The 18,204-nt window shown below is 61.1% G+C and carries 22 protein-coding genes, 1 other RNA gene and 1 pseudogene; 10 read left to right on the top strand and 14 right to left on the bottom strand.

All coding sequences use genetic code 11. From position 1 onward, the window contains the following. Nucleotides 1-57: 57 nt before the first annotated feature. From ACE3PP_RS01125 to ACE3PP_RS01100, 6 genes and pseudogenes are all read right to left on the bottom strand, one after another. Nucleotides 58-261, bottom strand: coding sequence for a hypothetical protein (locus ACE3PP_RS01125; protein ID WP_374377326.1), 204 nt, complete (start codon nucleotides 259-261; stop codon nucleotides 58-60). Between the two features lie 304 nt (nucleotides 262-565). Then, nucleotides 566-1,375 (bottom strand): DUF2927 domain-containing protein, encoded by an 810-nt coding sequence (locus ACE3PP_RS01120; RefSeq protein ID WP_374377325.1) that lies wholly within the window; start codon nucleotides 1,373-1,375, stop codon nucleotides 566-568. A 132-nt stretch (nucleotides 1,376-1,507) separates the two neighbouring features. Beyond that, nucleotides 1,508-1,768, bottom strand: a pseudogene (locus ACE3PP_RS01115) (integrase core domain-containing protein); the annotation flags it as partial. Nucleotides 1,769-2,074: 306 nt separating this feature from the next. After that, nucleotides 2,075-3,031: an iron exporter MbfA gene (gene mbfA / locus ACE3PP_RS01110; RefSeq protein ID WP_374377324.1), complete on the bottom strand. Its 957-nt coding sequence runs from the start codon at nucleotides 3,029-3,031 to the stop codon at nucleotides 2,075-2,077. A gap of 80 nt (nucleotides 3,032-3,111) precedes the next feature. Continuing rightward, nucleotides 3,112-3,456: a DUF2218 domain-containing protein gene (locus ACE3PP_RS01105; protein ID WP_374377323.1), complete on the bottom strand. Its 345-nt coding sequence runs from the start codon at nucleotides 3,454-3,456 to the stop codon at nucleotides 3,112-3,114. Between the two features lie 14 nt (nucleotides 3,457-3,470). Beyond that, nucleotides 3,471-4,079 carry a PadR family transcriptional regulator gene (locus ACE3PP_RS01100; protein ID WP_374377322.1) on the bottom strand — a complete coding sequence of 203 codons (609 nt, stop codon included), beginning with the start codon at nucleotides 4,077-4,079 and terminating at the stop codon, nucleotides 3,471-3,473. A gap of 158 nt (nucleotides 4,080-4,237) precedes the next feature. Here ACE3PP_RS01100 and ACE3PP_RS01095 point away from each other — a divergent pair, with 158 nt between their 5' ends. Genes ACE3PP_RS01095 through ACE3PP_RS01075 form a run of 5 tightly spaced genes read left to right on the top strand, consistent with a single transcriptional unit; the run spans nucleotide 4,238 to nucleotide 7,065 of the window. Then, nucleotides 4,238-4,441 (top strand): heavy-metal-associated domain-containing protein, encoded by a 204-nt coding sequence (locus ACE3PP_RS01095; protein WP_374377321.1) that lies wholly within the window; start codon nucleotides 4,238-4,240, stop codon nucleotides 4,439-4,441. 6 nt (nucleotides 4,442-4,447) lie between these two features. After that, nucleotides 4,448-5,236 carry a prolipoprotein diacylglyceryl transferase gene (locus ACE3PP_RS01090; protein ID WP_374377320.1) on the top strand — a complete coding sequence of 263 codons (789 nt, stop codon included), beginning with the start codon at nucleotides 4,448-4,450 and terminating at the stop codon, nucleotides 5,234-5,236. Beyond that, complete coding sequence (locus ACE3PP_RS01085; protein ID WP_374377319.1) at nucleotides 5,145-6,554, top strand: radical SAM protein; 1,410 nt, start codon at nucleotides 5,145-5,147, stop codon at nucleotides 6,552-6,554. The genes ACE3PP_RS01090 and ACE3PP_RS01085 overlap by 92 nt, the downstream gene beginning before the upstream one ends. Before the next feature lie 11 nt (nucleotides 6,555-6,565). Then, nucleotides 6,566-6,796, top strand: a complete 231-nt coding sequence (locus ACE3PP_RS01080; RefSeq protein ID WP_374377318.1) for a hypothetical protein — start codon at nucleotides 6,566-6,568, stop codon at nucleotides 6,794-6,796. Between the two features lie 2 nt (nucleotides 6,797-6,798). Then, the gene (locus ACE3PP_RS01075) at nucleotides 6,799-7,065 is read left to right on the top strand and encodes a hypothetical protein (protein WP_374377317.1); all 267 of its coding nucleotides are present in this window, start codon (nucleotides 6,799-6,801) and stop codon (nucleotides 7,063-7,065) included. 1 nt (nucleotide 7,066) lies between these two features. Here ACE3PP_RS01075 and ACE3PP_RS01070 read toward each other — a convergent pair whose 3' ends face one another. Next, nucleotides 7,067-7,684: a putative metalloprotease CJM1_0395 family protein gene (locus tag ACE3PP_RS01070; RefSeq protein ID WP_374377316.1), complete on the bottom strand. Its 618-nt coding sequence runs from the start codon at nucleotides 7,682-7,684 to the stop codon at nucleotides 7,067-7,069. 39 nt (nucleotides 7,685-7,723) lie between these two features. Beyond that, a complete protein-coding gene (gene mtgA, locus ACE3PP_RS01065) occupies nucleotides 7,724-8,410 on the bottom strand; it encodes a monofunctional biosynthetic peptidoglycan transglycosylase (RefSeq protein ID WP_374377315.1) in 687 nt (228 codons plus the stop codon). Nucleotides 8,411-8,566: 156 nt separating this feature from the next. On the opposite strand from mtgA, the gene ACE3PP_RS01060 reads away from it, so the two are divergent. Next, entirely contained in the window at nucleotides 8,567-9,031 is a 465-nt protein-coding gene (locus ACE3PP_RS01060) for an MmcB family DNA repair protein (protein WP_374377314.1), read from the top strand. Between the two features lie 63 nt (nucleotides 9,032-9,094). Here the strand turns inward: ACE3PP_RS01060 and ACE3PP_RS01055 are convergent, their stop codons facing one another. From ACE3PP_RS01055 to ssrA, 3 genes are all read right to left on the bottom strand, one after another. Then, complete coding sequence (locus tag ACE3PP_RS01055) at nucleotides 9,095-9,313, bottom strand: hypothetical protein (protein WP_374377313.1); 219 nt, start codon at nucleotides 9,311-9,313, stop codon at nucleotides 9,095-9,097. Nucleotides 9,314-9,808: 495 nt separating this feature from the next. After that, nucleotides 9,809-10,360 carry an SspB family protein gene (locus ACE3PP_RS01050; protein WP_374377312.1) on the bottom strand — a complete coding sequence of 184 codons (552 nt, stop codon included), beginning with the start codon at nucleotides 10,358-10,360 and terminating at the stop codon, nucleotides 9,809-9,811. A gap of 77 nt (nucleotides 10,361-10,437) precedes the next feature. Then, nucleotides 10,438-10,795: a transfer-messenger RNA gene (gene ssrA / locus ACE3PP_RS01045) on the bottom strand. Nucleotides 10,796-10,962: 167 nt separating this feature from the next. Between ssrA and thyX the strand changes: the two genes are divergently transcribed. Then, on the top strand, nucleotides 10,963-11,898 hold the full coding sequence (thyX, locus tag ACE3PP_RS01040; RefSeq protein ID WP_374377311.1) for an FAD-dependent thymidylate synthase: 936 nt from the start codon (nucleotides 10,963-10,965) through the stop codon (nucleotides 11,896-11,898). Beyond that, nucleotides 11,895-12,455 (top strand): murein L,D-transpeptidase family protein, encoded by a 561-nt coding sequence (locus ACE3PP_RS01035; protein ID WP_374377310.1) that lies wholly within the window; start codon nucleotides 11,895-11,897, stop codon nucleotides 12,453-12,455. Before thyX ends, ACE3PP_RS01035 begins: the two co-directional genes overlap by 4 nt. A gap of 115 nt (nucleotides 12,456-12,570) precedes the next feature. Here ACE3PP_RS01035 and ACE3PP_RS01030 read toward each other — a convergent pair whose 3' ends face one another. After that, nucleotides 12,571-13,755 carry an aminotransferase gene (locus tag ACE3PP_RS01030; RefSeq protein ID WP_374377309.1) on the bottom strand — a complete coding sequence of 395 codons (1,185 nt, stop codon included), beginning with the start codon at nucleotides 13,753-13,755 and terminating at the stop codon, nucleotides 12,571-12,573. A 13-nt stretch (nucleotides 13,756-13,768) separates the two neighbouring features. Beyond that, nucleotides 13,769-15,730 carry an acetoacetate--CoA ligase gene (locus tag ACE3PP_RS01025; protein WP_374377308.1) on the bottom strand — a complete coding sequence of 654 codons (1,962 nt, stop codon included), beginning with the start codon at nucleotides 15,728-15,730 and terminating at the stop codon, nucleotides 13,769-13,771. Nucleotides 15,731-15,932: 202 nt separating this feature from the next. Here ACE3PP_RS01025 and ACE3PP_RS01020 point away from each other — a divergent pair, with 202 nt between their 5' ends. Further along, on the top strand, nucleotides 15,933-16,922 hold the full coding sequence (locus ACE3PP_RS01020) for a DMT family transporter (RefSeq protein WP_374377307.1): 990 nt from the start codon (nucleotides 15,933-15,935) through the stop codon (nucleotides 16,920-16,922). Next, nucleotides 16,919-17,803, top strand: coding sequence for a DMT family transporter (locus ACE3PP_RS01015; protein WP_374377306.1), 885 nt, complete (start codon nucleotides 16,919-16,921; stop codon nucleotides 17,801-17,803). The genes ACE3PP_RS01020 and ACE3PP_RS01015 overlap by 4 nt, the downstream gene beginning before the upstream one ends. On the opposite strand, the gene ACE3PP_RS01010 is transcribed toward ACE3PP_RS01015, so the two are convergent. Beyond that, a complete protein-coding gene (locus tag ACE3PP_RS01010) occupies nucleotides 17,800-18,171 on the bottom strand; it encodes a YkvA family protein (RefSeq protein ID WP_374377305.1) in 372 nt (123 codons plus the stop codon). The genes ACE3PP_RS01015 and ACE3PP_RS01010 overlap by 4 nt on opposite strands. Nucleotides 18,172-18,204: the final 33 nt, after the last annotated feature.

The following is an 18,204-nucleotide window of genomic DNA, read 5'->3' as shown; positions in this document are numbered from 1 at the left end:
TTCTTGTTGCTGACAAACGCGTGGATGGCCCGCCTGCGCGGACCATGACAATTGAGGCTACGCACTGCCGATAAAGATGCCGGCGGCGAAGACAAGGAGGCCGCCGATGAGTGTCTCGGGTACTGGGGCTGGCTGAGCCATGAGCGGCCAAAGAAAAGCATCAATAGCCAAAGCCTTATCCATTGCCTCCCAAATGTCGATGGTTGGCACCGTATCCAGACTCACCAGGTGAGAAACTCGCTCCGGATGATCAAGGGTCAAGCGATAAGCGCCCCCCCGTCTGCGCCAAAAAGTTTAAGCAGCTTTAAAGTTATAGCAAAGCTATCTTACCGACTGTCGGTGCCCTGCCCATGACATCAATATATCTGAATGAGGGCGACGGATTACTTGCGGCGTGAAATTCCAATCCGCTACCGCCAACGACGTAATGCAGCTGGCCGAACCGGCCAGCATTAATGGTGAAAACACCATTGAAGACCGAAAACCCTCTACAATAGTCAGTCACTGCTCGCCCCTACTAGCCGTTGTCTCTTTTCTGCAGCCAAAAACCGTTCAGGCGATCCAGTCAGTTCAGGAGATTCTTGACTATATCGAGAGAAGTTCCTGCCCGGATATTTTTGCCATAAATCGCGTGCACAACCTCGATAAACCATGGTGAAAAGTCCGTGCCTCTCGCCGGAGTCGATGAAAGTGAGAATGCATAGCACTTCGCAAATCGCAACTGAGGAAGCAGCGCTATAGACAGCCCCACTTGAGTTGATGCCATTTGCTCAAGTTCTGACAATGCAGAGATATCAATTGCAACCAGACTACCGGCTACAGCGCCATGATTGTCATACTTCACGTCAATGTATGAGCTAGTTCCTTCCTTTATCATAGCTGATAAAGGCTCTTCAGCACGCACCACTCCATTTATATTGACGGCACTTAGAAACTGATCAAGGTGAGAGATTTCGGCGGCCGTCGATCTTGAATCAACAAAGACCAGAAGAACGTTCCTACGCTGTTCATCATATGAGAGATCGTTAGCCTCGACAGCCTCAATATCTAGTCCTGTGATCTTCGACAAATAGCGAACCTGTTGCTCTGTAACGTACAACCTATCCTCACTCCTTTTGCTCGAGAGGTCGACTACCGCGACACGAATTGGCGATTCCCACCTCATCACGCCGCGCGAATAGAATTCTGAGGCTTTAAATTCTGGCGTTAGAAAGCAATTCCGCGCTTCCTCACGATGCGTATCATCCGCAAGCGCGAATGAGGCCAAGAGCGAGCACACTACCGTTAGCAGCGCGGCGACCGATTTATATGCTCGACGTAGGAGCCGACTATATTTCTCCTCCGATGAATTCAACTCAGTGGAACCGCTCAACATTGATCAACTCCCATCTGATTGAGGCTCTCACAGAAGAAATGGATATTGTCGGAACTGCTTCGCATGTTACATCTAAGGAGTAAGTGGCAAACTGTCCGTCGGCAGAATATTTGAGACACGAGGGGCCGAGGTTTAACAGAGGATCTGGCTCATCTGTTGTTGAGTTTCAGCGGCGGCGTTCAGGTGTTGCAAACGTCGTTGGGCGATGGTGTCGCCTTTGATCCTTTCGCGTTGTTCGATGATAGCTTGATCGCAACCGAAGTAGATATCAGCGGGCGTCAGGTTGTTGATGCTCTCGTGATAACGCTGGTGATTGTAGTGATCGACGAAGGCATCGATTTTGGCTTCGAGTGCTCCCGGCAGACAATAGTTCTCCAGCACGATCCGAATCTTCTCCTCGGCCGAATAGTGCTTCCGGGTGGCCCGCCGGATATCCCTGACCAGCTTCTCTGATGGAGTCTTAGGGTTATTGGGTTTTGGTCGTATCTTCACTCCTAGGTCGTTACGATGAAACCAAACCCCTCCATTCCTCAAGCCCTGCAAAGTGTCTCAACGGCGCTGACGCCGGACAGTTCGGGTGCAATTCACAACCAATTGGCATCCTCGGCCCTCGGCTGTGGAGGAGAATCCAAGACTTGCTTCTTCTTGTTGCTGGCAAACGCGTGGATGGTCCGCCTGCGCGGACCATGACAATTGAGGCTATGCGCTGCCGATGAAGATGCCGGCGGCGAAGACGAGGAGGCCGCCGATGATCACCTGGAGAGCGGCTTTGAGGAAAGGCGTGTCCATATAGCGTTTGCGGATCCAGGAGATGGTGAAGAGTTCCAGGGCGACGACGATGCTGGCGACGGTCGTCGCCACCGCGAAATCGGGGATGAGGTAGGGGAGGGCGTGCCCCAAGCCACCCAGTGTCGTCATGATGCCGCTTGCCAATCCACGCAGCCAGGGCGAACCGCGCCCGGTCAGCGATCCGTCATCGGAGAGTGCCTCGGCAAAGCCCATGCTGATGCCGGCGCCCACCGATGCGGCGACACCGACGAGGAAGGTTTCCCACGTATCATGCGTTGCGAAGGCTGCCGCGAAGAGCGGCGCCAAGGTCGAAACCGATCCGTCCATGAGGCCGGCAAGGCCCGGCTGCACGATCTGCAGAAGAAAGAGACGCCGTTCCGCTTCATGTTCGGCATGGCGCGAGTCGGGCGAAACGAAAGTGGCCTCAAGCTGTTCGGCCTTGGCTTCGTGGCGCCGTTCCTCGGCCGCGAGGTCGCCCAGCAATTGCCGGATCGCGGCATCGGTCGAGCGGCCGGCGGCGCGGGTATAGAAGCGCTTGGTCTCGGCTTCCATGAGTTCCGCCTGCGCCCGCACGGTCTCCAGCCCCAATGGCCGCGACAGCCAGACCGGCTTCCTGGTCACGAAGCCACGTACATCCTGGCGCCGGATGAGCGGGATGCGGTCGCCGAATTTTTCGCGATAGAGGGTCAGCAGCCGGTGGCGGTGCCCGGTTTCCTCCTCCGACATGGCTGCGAACATTTTGGCTGTGTCGGGGTAGGTCTCGCGGAGTTCTTCCGCGAACGCGTCATAGATGCGCGAATCTTCCTCTTCCAACGAGATGGCGAGGGCGAGGAGTTCGCGCTCCGAGAGTTTGGAAAAATCCAACATGCGTGCTCATCGGGTCCGTTGCTTCACCCCGAAAGGTAAAGGCGATCACGGATGAGCACAATCGGACCTTTCGCGGCGGTTCAGGCACCGCGCTGCCAGTTCACGACCAGCTCGTCGCGGAAGCCGAAGCGCACGAGGTGGCGGGCAACTACGTCTTCCATCTGGGCGAGGGTTTCCTCGTCGGCAGCCGAGACATGGATGGCCAGTGCATCCTTGGCTGCCGCGAGTTCGCACACGCCGATGGAGAATTCGATGCGGCCCGTCTCCGCATCGAAGGTCGCCGGGATCTTGTGGGCGAAATGCTTGCACAACTGGCCCATATAGCGCGCCGCCTTGTCGGTCGGCACGCGGGCAACGGAACTGAAGGCCAAGGTGTTTGTGTTGGTCTTGGCGGGCGCGGAAGTGGTGGGTTGGTTCGCGGACATGATCATCCCTATCATCATTTCAAATTCTCGATTTTCTGCGCGGCTTCATCGAGCGCCGCCGCGATGGCGCGGATCTGTTCCTCGGTGAGCGGACCTTGCGACATGCGCAGGCGTGCCGCGATCTTGAGGTTTTCCATCGCCCGCACGAGCTGCGGGGCCGGACCACCGCCATGCGCGGTATGGGTCTCGCTGATGCGGTCGAAGATCGCCGAGATGATCGACTTGTTCTCGGCCAGGAAGGCCTTGCCGGCCTCGGTGATGGCATAGAGCTTCTTGTTGCCCTCGGCCTCGCTCACCGTCGCATAGCCGGTTTCTTCGAGCAGCGTCAGGGTGGGGTAGATGACGCCGGGGCTGGGCGTATAGGCGCCGCCGAGCTTTTCCTCGATCGCCTTGATCACCTCATAGCCATAGCGGGGCTTCTCGGCGATCATCTGCAGCACCACATAGCGCAGGTCGCCATGTTCGAAGATGCGCCCGAAGCGCCGACCGTGGCGACCGAATCCGTGGCGCCCGAAGCCGCCGCGGCCGAAGAAGCCGCCACCGCCGAACTCGTCCCGGGCAAAACGGCGGTCGCCATCGCCCCGGTGGTTATCGCAGTGTTCACGTAAGTGTTTGAAAAACATATATCTGTCCTTTCTGTTTCGATATATCGAAATACAAGATATATCGAAATACAGTTTCGTCAAGTGGTGTGCCGCTGATTTGTTGGGGCTGGGCGCTTGACCTTCCCATCATGGGAGACCCCATATTCGGGTCATCGGATTTGGAGAGGACGTCCCCCATGTTGAATTTGAAGGTCGAAGGCATCCATTGCGGCGGCTGCGCCAGCTCGATCAAGAAGGCGCTGGCCGTGGCCGCACCCGGCGCCGAGGTCGAGGTCGATATCGACAATGGCAAGGTGAAAGTGGGCGGCACCCCCGACCGCGCCAAGGTCGTCGCCGCGATCGAGGATGCGGGCTATGACGTGGCGGGCGATGCGGCGTAAGCCGCCTTGCCGTTCAATCTGCATTTCGTCTCGGACCTGCTGTCGGCAGCGCTCGGCAGTTCTGCCGGCTGGTGGCTTTACCGGCGCTATCTGATGCCGGTGGGGCTCGCGGGCGGCACCCGGCGGGGTCTTTCCTATTGGATGGTGCTGATCGTCTCGGCCGCACTCGGCGCCTATTGGCTGGGGACGCTCAATCTCATCGTCTCGAGTCATCCGGGGATCGGGCGCAGTGTCTTCGGCGCGGTGCTGGGGGCCGTCGTCGGGATCGAGCTTTACAAACTGATCCGCGGCCAGCGCGGCTCGACAGGTGCCGTCTTTGTGCTGCCGCTGGCTTTGGGCCTGGGTATCGGGCGCATCGGCTGCTTTCTCGCGGGCATGGACGACTTTACCTTCGGCACGCCGACCTCCCTCCCTTGGGCGCATGATTTCGGCGACGGCATCCCGCGCCATCCGGTGCAGCTTTACGAGAGCGCCGTTATGCTGGCTTTTGCCGCGTTCTTTTTCTTTTGGGCGAAGGCGCGGCCGGCGCTGGCTTCGGCCTATGGCTTCCACATTTTCATGCTGGTCTTCGCCGCCGACCGCTTTGCGCTGGAGTTCCTGAAACCCTATGGGCGCATTGTGAACGAGTTTACCGTATTCCAGATTGGCGCGGTTCTGCTGTTCCTCTACGCTGCCCTCATGCTTTGGGGGAACAGGCGAGACCATGCGCGATATCAGACCCTATCACTTCTTCGGCCAGACGACGTCACTCTGCGAGACCTGCCTGCTGCCGGTCCCGGCCAAGATCCTCATTGAAGGTGACGCGGTCTATTACCAGAAACGCTGCGGCCAGCACGGCGTGCAGAAGACGCTGGTTTCGACCGATGCCGCCTATTGGCGCCAGCAGCGGGACTGGCTGAAGCCCGGCGACGTTCCGCTCGCCTTCCAATCGCGCACCGATTACGGCTGCCCGTTCGATTGCGGCCTCTGCCCCGATCATGAACAGCATTCGTGCCTCGCCCTCATCGAGATCAACGAGCATTGCAACCTGACCTGCCCGGTCTGCTTTGCCGATTCAGCGCCCGCGCGCTCAAAACAGCTCGATCTCGCCACCATCGAGAAGATGCTGGATGCGCTGGTCGCCAGCGAAGGCGAGCCGGACCTGCTGCAAATCAGTGGCGGCGAACCGACTTTGCACCCCGACATCATCGAGATCCTGCGCGCCGCCAAGCGCCGGCCGATCCGCCATCTGATGATGAACACGAACGGGCTGCGTATTGCCAAGGAACCGGATTTCGTCGCCGCCTTGCAGGAATTCACGCCGGGCTTCGAGGTCTATCTGCAATTCGATTCACTTAACCGCGAGGCCCTGATGGATATTCGCGGCGCCGATTTGCGATCGGTGCGCGCGCAGGCGCTCGACAATCTGGAGCGGTACAATATCGCCACGACCCTCGTCGTCGTGCTGAAGCGCGGGGTCAACGATCATGAGATCGGCGACATCATCCGGCACGCGCTCAAATATCGCTGTGTGCGCGGCGTCACCTTCCAGCCGGTGCAGGATGCCGGCCGCAATGAAGGCTTCGATGTCAAGCGCAACCGCATCGTTCTCTCCGACATTCGCCGGGGTATCCTCGATCAATTCGACCAGTTCGCGCCCGACGACATCATCCCGCTGCCCTGCAACCCGGAATCGATCACCATCGGCTATGCGCTGCGCGACGGCGAGAAGCTGACGCCGATCACGCGCCTGCTGCCGAAGGAGGAGATCCTGCGCGAGGGGCCGAACACCATCGCCTATGAGAAGCATCCGGCGTTGAAGCAGCGGCTGTTCGAATTGATGTCGCTCTCGACCGCCGGCAACAATGCGGCACCGGCCCTGCAATCGCTGCTCTGCTGCCTGCCCGATATCGCCCTGCCGCAGGCGCTGGCCTATGACCGCGTCTTTCGCGTGCTCGGCATCCAGTTTCTCGACCGCTTCAATTTCTGCACGGGGCAGGTGAAGCGCTCCTGCATCCATTTCGTGACGCCGGAGGGGAAGATCATTCCCTTCGACACCTACAATCTTTTCTACCGGCCGGGCCTCGAGGGGCGTCTGGCCACCGGCCGCGCCTGGGCCAAGCGACAAGGATGAAGGGGGGGAAGATGAGCGAGGATCAGAACAATCAGCCGGCCGGCAATGACGGCTTTGCCATGTTCGTCAGCTGGGCGGTCATCATCGGCGGGACCCTAGTGGTGCTCGGTGCCGGCGGCTGCATCCTGGTCTCGATGCCGAACGATGGCGGCCTCGCCATGCTGCTGGGCGGTCCGCCCCTCCTGTTCGGCATCGGCGCCGTCTATGTCGCCTGGCAATTACTGAAGCGGTTGGGGAAGTAGTTTTGGAGCAAGCCCCGAAATCTTCACTACCGGATGGCGGCAATCCCATCTACTGGCTGGTCTTTGCAATCAGTGCTCTGGTAACAGGGATATCTGGCCTGTTCCTGATCTTCGCTGGCAGCTGTGTGCTGGTGACTGGCGATGGCCACTATAGTCTAGACACCCTGATATTTCTCCTCGCCCTGATAGGTATTCCGCTGATCCTCACACTAGGTGGGCTCAAGCTCTGTCAGTGGCTGTGGCGAGAGCTTCATCCGGAAGGGGAATGATCTAGACCTCCTGATTGGCGATTGCGCCAAAGATCTGCGCCGCCAAGTCTTCCGCCTCCTGTGTCGCCTGCGATTGGCGATAGGCTTTTGCTGCCTGCTGGCGGCGCTCGGCTTCCGAGGTTTGTGGGCCGTCTTTTTGCGCGACGAGGGCGGCTGCCGCACCGGCCACGGCCGACGTGTCGCCGGATGAGGGCGATTGCACCGAGACGGCCGCCGCCTGCACGCGGCGCAGGGCCTTCTCCTGATCCTCCGGCGTGCCGCTGACATTGACGGTGATCGGCACCTTGCCTTCGACCGCATAGAGCTTGCCGTCGGGGCCGCGCTTGAAGACATATTGCGGCTGGCCGCCGAACTGGCCGGCGGTGGCGGCATGCCGCTGTTCCTCGTTGCGCACCTCGCGGTCGCGCTGCTGCAATTCGGCGACGACGCGCTTTTCTTCAGGCGACAATTGACCGGGGGCGGGGGCTGCCTTGGTATCGGTGCCGGCGGCCGCATCCGTCGGTGTGCTGGCGTTCCCGGTCTTGCGGACGAGGAAGGATTCGGTCCCTGGTGCACCGCCCGGAACCTTGGCAATGATCTGGCCTTGGCCGTTATTGATGAGAGACCCGATCGTCGGCATGGCGCCTATTTTGCCGCCGGGCGGCGCGGCCTGTCTTGGTTAATTGGCAAGTCCGCGCGGGCAGGGATCGTCGGTCGGGTCGGGGACGTCGTTCATGCGGGCCTGGATCGTGCCGGCGCGGCTGCGGATATAGCCGGTGGGCTTGGAGGCCGACCAGCGGATGGGATTGGGCAGCACGGCGGCAAGGAGCGCCGCTTCGCGCCGAGTCAGATCCTTCGCCGATTTCCCGAAATGCGCCTGGGCCGCGGCTTCGGCGCCATAAATGCCAGGGCCGAACTCGACGACGTTGAGATAGACCTCGAGGATGCGCTTCTTGGTCCAGGTCAGTTCGATGAGGCCGGTGAAATAGAATTCGAGGCCCTTGCGGAGATAGGTGCGGTCCGGCCAGAGGAACACGTTCTTGGCGGTCTGGTTGCTGATGGTGGAACCGCCGCGGATGCGTTTGGCCTTCTGGTTCCGCTTCCACGCCTTTTCGATCGCTTCCCAATCATAGCCGCGATGTTCGCAGAACTTCGCATCCTCGGCGGCGATGACGGCGCGGGCGAGGTTGGGCGAGATGTTCGAATAGGAGCGCCAGCTTTTATGGATCCAATTGCCTTCGAAGACGCGCTCGATCATCAGCCAGGTGACGGGCACGGGGACCCACGCATAGACGGCGGTCGAGACCACCGAGATCATGAAGAAGAGGGCAAGGGCGCGCCAGAAGAGCCGCCATGCGCGTCTCAACCACCCCTCCTGCCGTTTCGATGAAACCTCGATCATCCAGCCCCCGCCTGCCGCCGCCCTGGATATAGGCTTGGCGGACCTGCCGCAAGCTGGGCCGGCTATGGACAAAACAGGAACGAGACGGCAAGCTGCCCGGCGATCATCCGGAGAAGGCAGATGCCCGATAGTCTGTTCCCGGCCGGTGCCGACGGGCCGGCCCAACCGCTCATTGCCGCCGATATTGCGCGCGGGGTGATGCGGCTCTTTGCCGATCTCGGCTATGCGGCGGTGCCTGAAGTGCCGCTCCGCGCCAAGCGGCGGGCGGATATCATGGCGCTCAATGCGGCGGGCGAGTTCGTGATCGTCGAGATCAAATCCTGCCGCGCGGATTTCCGCGCCGACCAGAAATGGCCGGAATATCTGGATTTCTGCGACCGCTTCTATTTCGCCGTGGCGGCCGACTTTCCGCGCGAGATCCTGCCCGAAGATCGCGGGCTCATCATCGGCGACCGGCACGGTGCAGCCATCCTGCGCGAGGCGGTGGCGACGCCGCTCAATGGCAACCGGCGGCGCGCGCAGACCTTGCAGCTGGCGATGCTGGCGAGCCAGCGCCTGGCGCGGGTGATGGAGATGGTGGGATAGGAAGATCCGGGAGCAGGGCGGAACCTGCCCCCGGAATACCTCTTACATCGAAGACCTCTTACATCAGACGCGATCGAGATCGAGGCCGATGTCGCGACGCAGATGCGCCGAGAGCAGCCTGATATCGACCGTTGGAGGTGCCTGACCGCGCCTCGGTCTTTCGCGCTCGGCCTCGCCATGCGAGACGCCGCTTAGGCCGATGGTGGTCAAAACGTTCGGTTGGCGCGAACGGCCGAGCCAACGGGTGAGCATGACGGTCCAGAGGTTGAGATTGATCGGCATGATGATCGTTCCTTCTTTCTTTGGGTGTGTGCCCTTGCCATGCCGGCAAAGCTCCGCCGTTCCGTCGAACGCACCTAAAAAGGGCGAAACGACCGGCGACAAAGGCGCGGGGTTTGTGGGTTGCTGAGATGCGACGACGGTGCGACGCCGTCCCAAGCGGGACGGGCGATTGCGTGCCGGTGATCCTTGATTGACCCGGAATGACGGACCCTGATCTGACGCGGACGACAGGCCCAAAAGGGGACGATCGGTCAGCGACGGATGAAGTCCGACGTTACGCGGTTAGAGTTGAACGGAATTCCGGGAGGAACAAGGGATTGGTGACACGCCATCGGCGCGTCGGCCGAGGTCGAATCTCAGGCTGCGTGGCAGCTCTTTCGGGTGACATGGTTCATTCGACGGTCCTCCTCCTCGTTCAAGAGGTGCGGCGAAAATACGCAGCAGCTGCCGGACCGTCAAGCAGCGAAAATGTCTCGAAGCAATTTTTCGGCGAAGCTACTGCTGCTTCTTGCGGAAGGCGTCGAGGGCCACGACCGTACCGCCGGTCGGCGCTCCGCCTTGCTTCTCGGGATCGGCGTCGCCTGACGCGGGCTGACGCTGATCGGCCAAAGCGGGTTTGGCTTCCGGCTTCTCGAGAGCGAGAACGGTTTCGCCCGTCTCCTCGCCTTCGATTTCCTCTTCCTCGTCACCCTCGCCGGAATCGAATTGCAGGGCGAACTTCACCGATGGGTCGGCGAAGCTGACGATGGTTTCGTAAGGAATGAAGAGCGGTTCGTGCTTGCCGCCGAAGCTCAAGGTCACCGTGAAGCTGTCATCGGTAACTTCGAGGCCCCAGAACTGGTGCTGCAGCACGATCGTCATCTCGCGCGGGTATTGTGCCTTGAGGTGCTGCGGGATACGGACCAGCGGATGATCGGTGCGGAAGGTGATGTAAAAATGATGGTCGCCGGGCAGGCCGGAAACAGCCGCCTCGGTCAGCGCCCGGCGCACAACACCGCGCAGCGCATCTTCCACCATCTGATCGTAGCGCAACCAATCCTTCGCCATAACGCCGTCCCAACTCCCCTCTTGTCACCCGCAGTTTATCCGCCGGCCCCCGCGGCGGCGATGAGTATCTTTAAGCGGGTGGGGGGCTTTCTGTTGCCCGGCGCCCCCCGGGTACCGCGTTCTTGTAAGCTACTTAGAGCCCGTTAGGGATCTTAGGCAGCCATACGAAGATCGGATGCAACGTTGTCGTTGGCATCTCTAGGTTTGGCCCGATAACGGCGGGTACCATACCGAGCAAAAGCTTTGTCTTTACCGCGCACGTCGATCCTATTTCGCCCCCATGAGACCTGCCAACACATTGGTCGGCAAGGAATTATGGTGGAGGCGCCGGGTACCGCCCCCGGGTCCGCAACGCTTATTCCACAAAACGTTTATCGCCATAGTCGGTTGCCCGACACCCCTAATATAGGCGCCGCCAGCGCGCGGGGAAAGTCCCGGCGGGAAGATTCGTTAAGCATTTAACTTCCCCCGGGCTTTGATCGCGAATTTACCGATGCTTGTTGAGGGCGCGGCATCCGGGTAAAACGCGCGACCGGCTTGGGGCCGGGAAGGGGCGAGTCGCCTCTTATTGGCGATTTTTCAACTCCGAGGCGGGATCCGGCATGTCCTTATCTCCTGAGCAATTGGCGGCAATCGACGAACAGCGCGCGGCCTCGCTGCCCACGCGTCGCGCCGTGGCGCCTGCTTTGGAAGAAATTCTCTATCAGCCGATCGAATTGCTGGATCACGGCCTGATCCGCGTCATCGATTATATGGGTGACGACAATGCCGTCGTGCAGGCGGCGCGCGTCTCCTATGGCCGTGGCACCAAGAAGGTCACGGAAGACCAAGGCCTCATTCATTATCTGATGCGTCATCGCCACTCGACGCCGTTCGAAATGTGCGAGATCAAGTTCCACGTGAAGATGCCGATCTTCGTGGCGCGGCAGTGGATCCGCCATCGCACGGCCAATGTGAATGAATACTCGGCACGCTATTCCATCCTGGATCGCGAGTTCTATATCCCGGCGCCGGAAAATCTCGCCGCGCAATCGTCGGTCAATCGCCAGGGCCGCGGCAATGTGCTGGAAGGCGCCGAAGCACAGCGTGTGCTGGATCTGCTGAAGCGGGATTCCACGCAGGTCTATGACCATTACGTCGACATGCTGAACGAGAACGAGGCGGGCGAGCCGGCGGATCCCAGCCGCCCGGGTCTTGCACGTGAACTCGCGCGCATGAACCTCAGCCTCAACTTCTATACCCAATGGTATTGGAAGATCGATCTGCACAATTTCATGCACTTCCTGTCGCTGCGTGCCGACCCGCATGCGCAATACGAGATCCGCGTCTATGCCGATGCGATGATCGATGTACTGAAGCGCTGGGTCCCGCTTTGCTACGAAGCCTTTGTCCAGCACCGTTTGGGGGCCGCGACCCTTTCCAAGAATGCGCTCGCCGTCGTGAAGCGGCGCCTTGCCGGCGAAACCGTGACCCAGGAATCGAGCGGCATGGGCAAGCGCGAATGGAACGAATTGCAGGCGCTGCTCGAGGGGAAATGAGCGAACTCGTCCTCGATAGCGTCGGCTGGGTTGCCGCCACACCGCCGCGCTGGCTGAAGCATGGCGCCAAGGCGTTGGCGGTCATCGCCGTTGCCTGGGCGATGCTGACCTATCTGCCGGGCCCGGTCATGGCGTTGATGATCGGCCCGGTCGACAAGGTCCTGGTCGACAAGTCGGCACGTACGATCTCGCTGTTGCGCGCGGGCAAGACGGTATTCTCGGCGGATATCTCGCTGGGTAAGAACCCGGTGGGGCAGAAGGTGCGCGAAGGGGATCAGCGGACACCCGAAGGCAAATACAAGCTGATCTGGGGCAATGATGCCTCGACCCATCACAAGGCGCTGCTGGTTTCCTATCCCAACAAGTCGCAAGCGGCGCGCGCGGCGGCAAAGGGTGAAGCCGCCGGCGGTGGGATCATGATCCACGGCCAGCGGCAATGGTGGCGCTTTTTCACGCGCTCACCGCTCACCAATGGCTGCGTCGGCGTCTCAAATTTGGCGATGGACGTGATCTGGTCGGCGGTCGATCTGGGAACACCGATCGAAATCAGGCCTTAGGCCCGTCTTTTCTCGTCATGCCCGGGCTCGACCCGGGCATCTGTCAGAATCTGATAGCTCTCACCCAGTCGAACCTGATCCCCGGGTCAAGCCCGGGGATGGCGTAGTGATGGAGTTACCAGCCTGTCGCCGCATCCGCCGCGAGGCGGGCGGCGATTTCCGGCATTTTGTCGGCATCGACATTGGCGAAGGCGACGCGCAGGAAATCTTCCTGACCGGGGCCGAACATCGAGCCGGGGAGGGCCAGCAGGTTCTGCCGGTCCGCGAGGCGCTTGGCGACATCGGTTGCCTTGCGGCCCGTATGTGGATGTTTCACGAAGGCAAAATAGGCGCCGGCACTGACGACTTCGTAACCGAGATCGTTGCGCGCAAAGGCCTTGGTGAGTGCCGCCAAGCGATCACGCATGAGTTTCGTGTTGCCGCCGCGCCAGTCGCCGAGAGCTTCGAGGCCACGGCGGGCGGCAATCTGGCCCAAGCGCGGCGCGCAGATGGCGACGCAATCCATCGATTTGCCGATTTGGTCGAGCAGCTTCGGGTCGCCGACGATGGCGCCGACGCGGTGGCCGGTCAGGCAGAAAACTTTCGAGAAGCTGTAGAGATGGAGGAGGTTCTGTTCCCACCCGTTTTCACGGAAGAGACCGTGCGGGGCCTCGTCATGCGGCATGAAATCGCGATAGGTTTCGTCGAGGATGAGCGCGATGCCGGTTTCGCGGCACAGCTTCAAGGCCGCGCTGAGGAACTCCGGCGGATAGACCGAACCCGTCGGATTGTTGGGCGAGATCAGGACCAGCGCCTTTGTCTTGGGATTGATGACGCTGCGGATTTCCTGGAGATCCGGTTGGCCGCCGGCTTCGGGCCGGAAGCGGACATGGCGCGCGGTGACGCCGATCATGTCCAGCCACATCTGGTAATTGAAGTAATAGGGTAGGGGCAGGATGATCTCATCGCCGGCACGGGCGAGGGCCGCCGTTGCAAGGCAATAGGCCTGATTGCATCCGGCCGTGATGAGCACATTCTCCGCCCGCACCGCGCCGCCATAGACGCGGTTGATGTCGCCGGCAAGCGCCGCGCGCAGGTCGGCCAAGCCTTCGATGTCGGTATAGCGATGTGTCGTCGGATTCTTCAGCGCCTCGGCCATATAGGCAACGAGTGCGTCGGGCGGCGCATAGCCCGGCACAGCCTGGCAAACGTCGATGAGCGGCTTGTCGGCCGGAAAGGTCCGGCCTTCGATCCAGCCTTGCGCCTCGGCGATCGGCGGAACGGCAACAGCGGCAAGCCAGGGATTGGCGGCAAGCGTCACGATAGAAACCTCTTCACGATTGCAGCGCGGGCAGATTGGCGTAGAGCTCGAGTGCCTCGGGGTTCGCGAGCGCTTCCTTGTTCTTGACCGGGTTGCCATGCACGACCTCGCGCACGGCCAGTTCGACAATCTTGCCGGACTTGGTGCGCGGAATGTCGGTCACGGCCACGATCTTGGCGGGCACATGGCGCGGCGTCGTGTTGTTGCGGATCTGGGCCTTGATCTTCTTCTCCAAGGCCTCGTCGAGGGTGACGCCGGGGCGCAGTCGCACAAAGAGGATCACGCGCACATCACCCTGCCAATCCTGGCCGATGACGATGCTTTCCAGGATTTCGTGCAACTGCTCGACCTGGCGGTAGATTTCGGCCGTACCAATGCGCACACCACCCGGGTTGAGCACGGCATCGGAGCGTCCGTAGACGACGATGCCGCCATGCTCGGTCAGTTCGACATAGTCGCCGTGATGCCAGATGTTGGGATAGCGCTCGAAATAGGCGGCCTTGTACCGCTTGCCGCCCTCATCATTCCAGAAGCCCACCGGCATGCAAGGGAAGGGGCGGGTGCAGACGAGTTCGCCTTTCTCGCCCGTCACCGGCTTGCCATTGTCGTCCCAGACCTCGACCTTCATGCCGAGGCCACGCATCTGGATTTCACCGCGCCAGACCGGGCCGGTCGGATTGCCCAGCATGAAACACGAGACGATATCCGTGCCGCCGGACAGCGAGGAGAGACACACATCCTTTTTGATGTCGCGGTAGACGTAATCGAAGCTTTCCGGAACCAGCGGCGACCCAGTCGAGCCGATCGTGCGCAGGTGACTGAGGTCGTGCGTCTTCATCGGATGGATGCCGCCCTTGAGACAGGCGTCGATATATTTTGCCGAGGTGCCGAAGAAGGTACATTTCTCGGCATCGGCGAAATCCCACAGGATGTTGCCGTTCGGCGCAAAGGGCGAGCCATCGTAGAGCATCAGTGTGGCGCCCGAACCCAGGCCGGAGATGAGCCAGTTCCACATCATCCAGCCGCAGGTGGTGAAGTAGAAGACGCGGTCGCCGGGCTTCACGTCGGAATGGAGGCGGTGTTCCTTCAAATGCTGGAGCAGCGTGCCGCCCTGGCCGTGCACGATGCATTTCGGCACGCCGGTCGTGCCGCTGGAAAACATGATAAAGAGCGGATGATTGAAGGGGACGCGCTCATACTTGGCCTGGGCGCCCTTGTTGGCCGCGATCACATCGCCGATGAGCCGCGCGTTGGGCAGCTTCGAAATGTCGGGATGCTGGCTGATATAGGGAATGACCAGGACTTCCTCGACGCTCGGCAGTTTTTCGAGGATCTCGGCAACCCGGTCGAGGCAGTCATGGCTCTTGCCGTTATACCAATAGCCATCGGCGGTGATGAGAACCCGCGGCTCAATTTGGCCGAAACGGTCGAGGACCCCCTGGACGCCGAAATCGGGCGAGCAGGAAGACCAGACACAGCCCAATGAGGCGGCAGCGAAGGCGCCCATGATGCTTTCGGGCATGTTCGGCACGAAGCCGGCAACGCGGTCCCCCATCTTGAGGCCGATACCCCGGAAATGTGCCGCGAGGGCCGCGACGCTGTCGTGCAGTTCGCCGTGGCTCACCCGGCGCTTCACCTTGTCCTCGCCCCAGAAGATCAGCGCGTCCTGCGCGTCGCCGCTCTTGGAGAAGCGCAGCAGGTTTTCGGCGATATTGATCCGGGCATTGGGGAAGAACTGGGCGCCGGGCATCTTGTCGCCATCGGCCAGGACCGGCTGGTGTGGCCCATCAGCGATGACATCGCAGAAGCGCCAGAGGGACAGCCAGAATTGCTCGATCTCGTCGACCGACCATTGCCAGAGGGCTGCCGTGTCGTGGAGATTGACCTGCCAGTCTCGCGCGACCTGGGTCCGGAACTTGGTCATGTTGGCGCCGGCGATCGTCGCCTCGCTCGGTTGCCATAGCAAATCGTCCATTCGCTCCATCCCTTGCCACCGTGGCGCCCGCGCGCCGCATTTCAGGGGCCAGACTGGCCGGCCTTGCGGAATTTGCAAGGCTTGGCCGCATTGTCGACCCTTTTTCTTGCCGTTGCGGCCCCTTACTGTGGCCGCAACCTGTTTTCCGGGGCGCATCTTCTGGGGGCGCGCCCCTCCTGGCAAGACGATTCCCGACATACACATGACAAAGTTCGACCACAAGAGACGCGGCCTGCCGGATCATCTGCTGGTCGCCGTCCTGGCTTTGGCGGCTTGTGTCTTTTTTGCCGGGCTGAGCACCACGGTAAAGCATCTGTCGGGTGAACTGCACGGGTTCGTCATCGTTTTCTGGCGCAACCTGTTTGGTTTCGTTTTCATGATCCCCTGGCTGTGGCGCCACGGTTTCGGGCGGCTCAGGACCGGTCGCCTCGGCGCTTATCTGCTGCGCTCCTCCATCAGCGTCGTCTCGATGATGTGCGGCTTCACCGCCCTGGGCTACATGCCCATCGCCAATGCAACGTCATTGAGCTTCACCGCACCCCTTTTCGCCACGATCCTTGCCGTCCTGCTGCTGAAGGAGAAGGTCCGGCTGCGGCGCTGGAGCGCCACGCTCATCGGCTTTGCAGGCGCCATGATCGTCCTGCAGCCGGGATCGTCCGGCGGCATCGGCCTTGGCGAGATGCTGGCGATCGGCGGTGCCTTCCTGACCGCGATGGGGACGATCATCGTCAAGACCCTGTCCCGCAGCGAAAGCTCGCAGGCGATCGTCACCTACATGGTTCTGTTATCGACGCCGCTCGCCTTCGTTCCTGCGTCATTCTATTGGTCCTGGCCCAGCCTCGATGCCTGGCCTTTCGTGATCGCGCTCGGCTTTTTCGGCACGCTTGGGCATCTCTGCTGGACCCGCGCCTTTGCCATCGCCGACGCCTCGGCGGTGGTGCCGTTCGACTATTCGCGCCTGATCTTCACCACCGGCATTGGCATGATTTGGTTCGGCGAGCAGCCAGACCATTGGTTCTGGGTCGGCTCCGTCGTCATCATCGGCGCCGGTCTCTACATCGCCCAGCGCGAAGCGGTCTTGCGACGCCGGCAAGCCAGCGCTGCTGTGGCGATACAGGCCAGCGCCGACAGCGCGCAACCCGGCATTGCCACGGAAATCAGCGTTTCGCAGAGCGACAGGAAGAATTCATGAGATCGGGTTTTCTGAAGCTCTCGGGCAACGCGCAGGGGTGCATCTGGATGGCACTCTGCGGGCTCGGCTTCTCGGTTATGGCGGCTTTCGTGAAGCTTGCCGGCCAGTCGCATATGAACATTTTCGAGATCACCTTTTTCCGGGTGCTGATCGGCTTTCTGATGCTGGTCCCGTTCATTGCCCGTTCGGGCCTCGGCTCGCTGCACACCCAGTACATCAAGGCCCATGCCTTGCGGGCGGTGCTGGGTTTTGTCGCCATGATCTGCGCCTATCTCGGCATCGCCAAGCTGGAACTGGCAACCTACACCGCGCTCAGCTTCACCAAGCCGCTCTTTGCCGTCATCCTGGCCGTCATCATCCTCAAGGAGGATGTGCGGTGGCGGCGCTGGGCGGCGACCATCGTCGGCTTCATCGGCGTGCTGGTGATGATGCAGCCGGGCAGCAACACGTTCAATCCCTGGGCCCTGCTGGCGCTGGGCGATGCCATGTCGATCGCGCTGCTGATCACGATCCTGAAGCGTCTGCCCGCCAGTGAGACGCCGCTGGTCATGCTGTTCTATTACGGGCTGATCGGAACATTGATGATCGCCCCGTTTGCGATCTATCAATGGCAGTGGCCGACGTCCACGCAATGGCTCTATCTGCTGGCTATCGGATCGACCGGCGCGCTGTCACAATATTGGTGGATCCTGGCCTTCAAGGCCGGTGAGGCCTCGGTCGTGGCACCCTTCGATTATTTGCGCCTGCTCTTTGCCGGCATGATCGGCTTCGCGATTTTCGGCGAACTGCCGGATCATTGGACGCTGATCGGCTCGGCGATGATCGTCGGCAGCACGGTCTATATCGCCCAGCGCGAGGCGCGGCGCCGGGGCGCCTCTTAAGCAGAGAGCTTGTCGAGGGCGGCGCGCGCCTTGTCGCGATGGGTGGGCGTGATGTGCTTGGCGACGGTCTTGATGGCGGCATAGATGACAGCCGCATCGTCGGCAAAGCCGAACAGGGCCAAGAAGTCGGGGACGGCGTCGAACGGCAGGACGAAATAGGCCAGCGCCCCCATGAGGACGGCTTTCACCTTGAGGGGCGAGGCGGGGTCGACCGCGCAGAAATAGGCTGCCAGCAGTTCGTCGGCGAAGGGAAGGCGGCCGGCCAAGCGCCGGAGCTTTGGCCAGAAGCCGGCTTCCACCCGGGCGCGGTCCCGCTCAAACTGGCGAGAATCGACGGTATCGGTCTCGGAATTGCGGGGTTCGGCCAAGGATGGCTCCTGTCCAATCGGTCCGGGGGCATT

Source organism: Dongia sp., from assembly GCF_041910485.1.
GTDB lineage: Bacteria > Pseudomonadota > Alphaproteobacteria > Dongiales > Dongiaceae > Dongia.
This window is presented reverse-complemented; position numbering and strand designations above follow the sequence as displayed.

Bases quoted from the DNA above. Each gene is read 5' to 3' on its own strand.
- ACE3PP_RS01120 (WP_374377325.1), bottom strand. From the start codon at position 1,375: ATGTTGAGCGGTTCCACTGAGTTGAATTCATCGGAGGAGAAATATAGT.
- mbfA (WP_374377324.1), bottom strand. From the start codon at position 3,031: ATGTTGGATTTTTCCAAACTCTCGGAGCGCGAACTCCTCGCCCTCGCC.
- ACE3PP_RS01105 (WP_374377323.1), bottom strand. From the start codon at position 3,456: ATGTCCGCGAACCAACCCACCACTTCCGCGCCCGCCAAGACCAACACA.
- ACE3PP_RS01100 (WP_374377322.1), bottom strand. From the start codon at position 4,079: ATGTTTTTCAAACACTTACGTGAACACTGCGATAACCACCGGGGCGAT.
- ACE3PP_RS01095 (WP_374377321.1), top strand. From the start codon at position 4,238: ATGTTGAATTTGAAGGTCGAAGGCATCCATTGCGGCGGCTGCGCCAGC.
- ACE3PP_RS01085 (WP_374377319.1), top strand. From the start codon at position 5,145: ATGCGCGATATCAGACCCTATCACTTCTTCGGCCAGACGACGTCACTC.
- ACE3PP_RS01080 (WP_374377318.1), top strand. From the start codon at position 6,566: ATGAGCGAGGATCAGAACAATCAGCCGGCCGGCAATGACGGCTTTGCC.
- ACE3PP_RS01070 (WP_374377316.1), bottom strand. From the start codon at position 7,684: ATGCCGACGATCGGGTCTCTCATCAATAACGGCCAAGGCCAGATCATT.
- ACE3PP_RS01060 (WP_374377314.1), top strand. From the start codon at position 8,567: ATGCCCGATAGTCTGTTCCCGGCCGGTGCCGACGGGCCGGCCCAACCG.
- ACE3PP_RS01055 (WP_374377313.1), bottom strand. From the start codon at position 9,313: ATGCCGATCAATCTCAACCTCTGGACCGTCATGCTCACCCGTTGGCTC.
- ACE3PP_RS01050 (WP_374377312.1), bottom strand. From the start codon at position 10,360: ATGGCGAAGGATTGGTTGCGCTACGATCAGATGGTGGAAGATGCGCTG.
- thyX (WP_374377311.1), top strand. From the start codon at position 10,963: ATGTCCTTATCTCCTGAGCAATTGGCGGCAATCGACGAACAGCGCGCG.
- ACE3PP_RS01035 (WP_374377310.1), top strand. From the start codon at position 11,895: ATGAGCGAACTCGTCCTCGATAGCGTCGGCTGGGTTGCCGCCACACCG.
- ACE3PP_RS01025 (WP_374377308.1), bottom strand. From the start codon at position 15,730: ATGGACGATTTGCTATGGCAACCGAGCGAGGCGACGATCGCCGGCGCC.
- ACE3PP_RS01020 (WP_374377307.1), top strand. From the start codon at position 15,933: ATGACAAAGTTCGACCACAAGAGACGCGGCCTGCCGGATCATCTGCTG.
- ACE3PP_RS01015 (WP_374377306.1), top strand. From the start codon at position 16,919: ATGAGATCGGGTTTTCTGAAGCTCTCGGGCAACGCGCAGGGGTGCATC.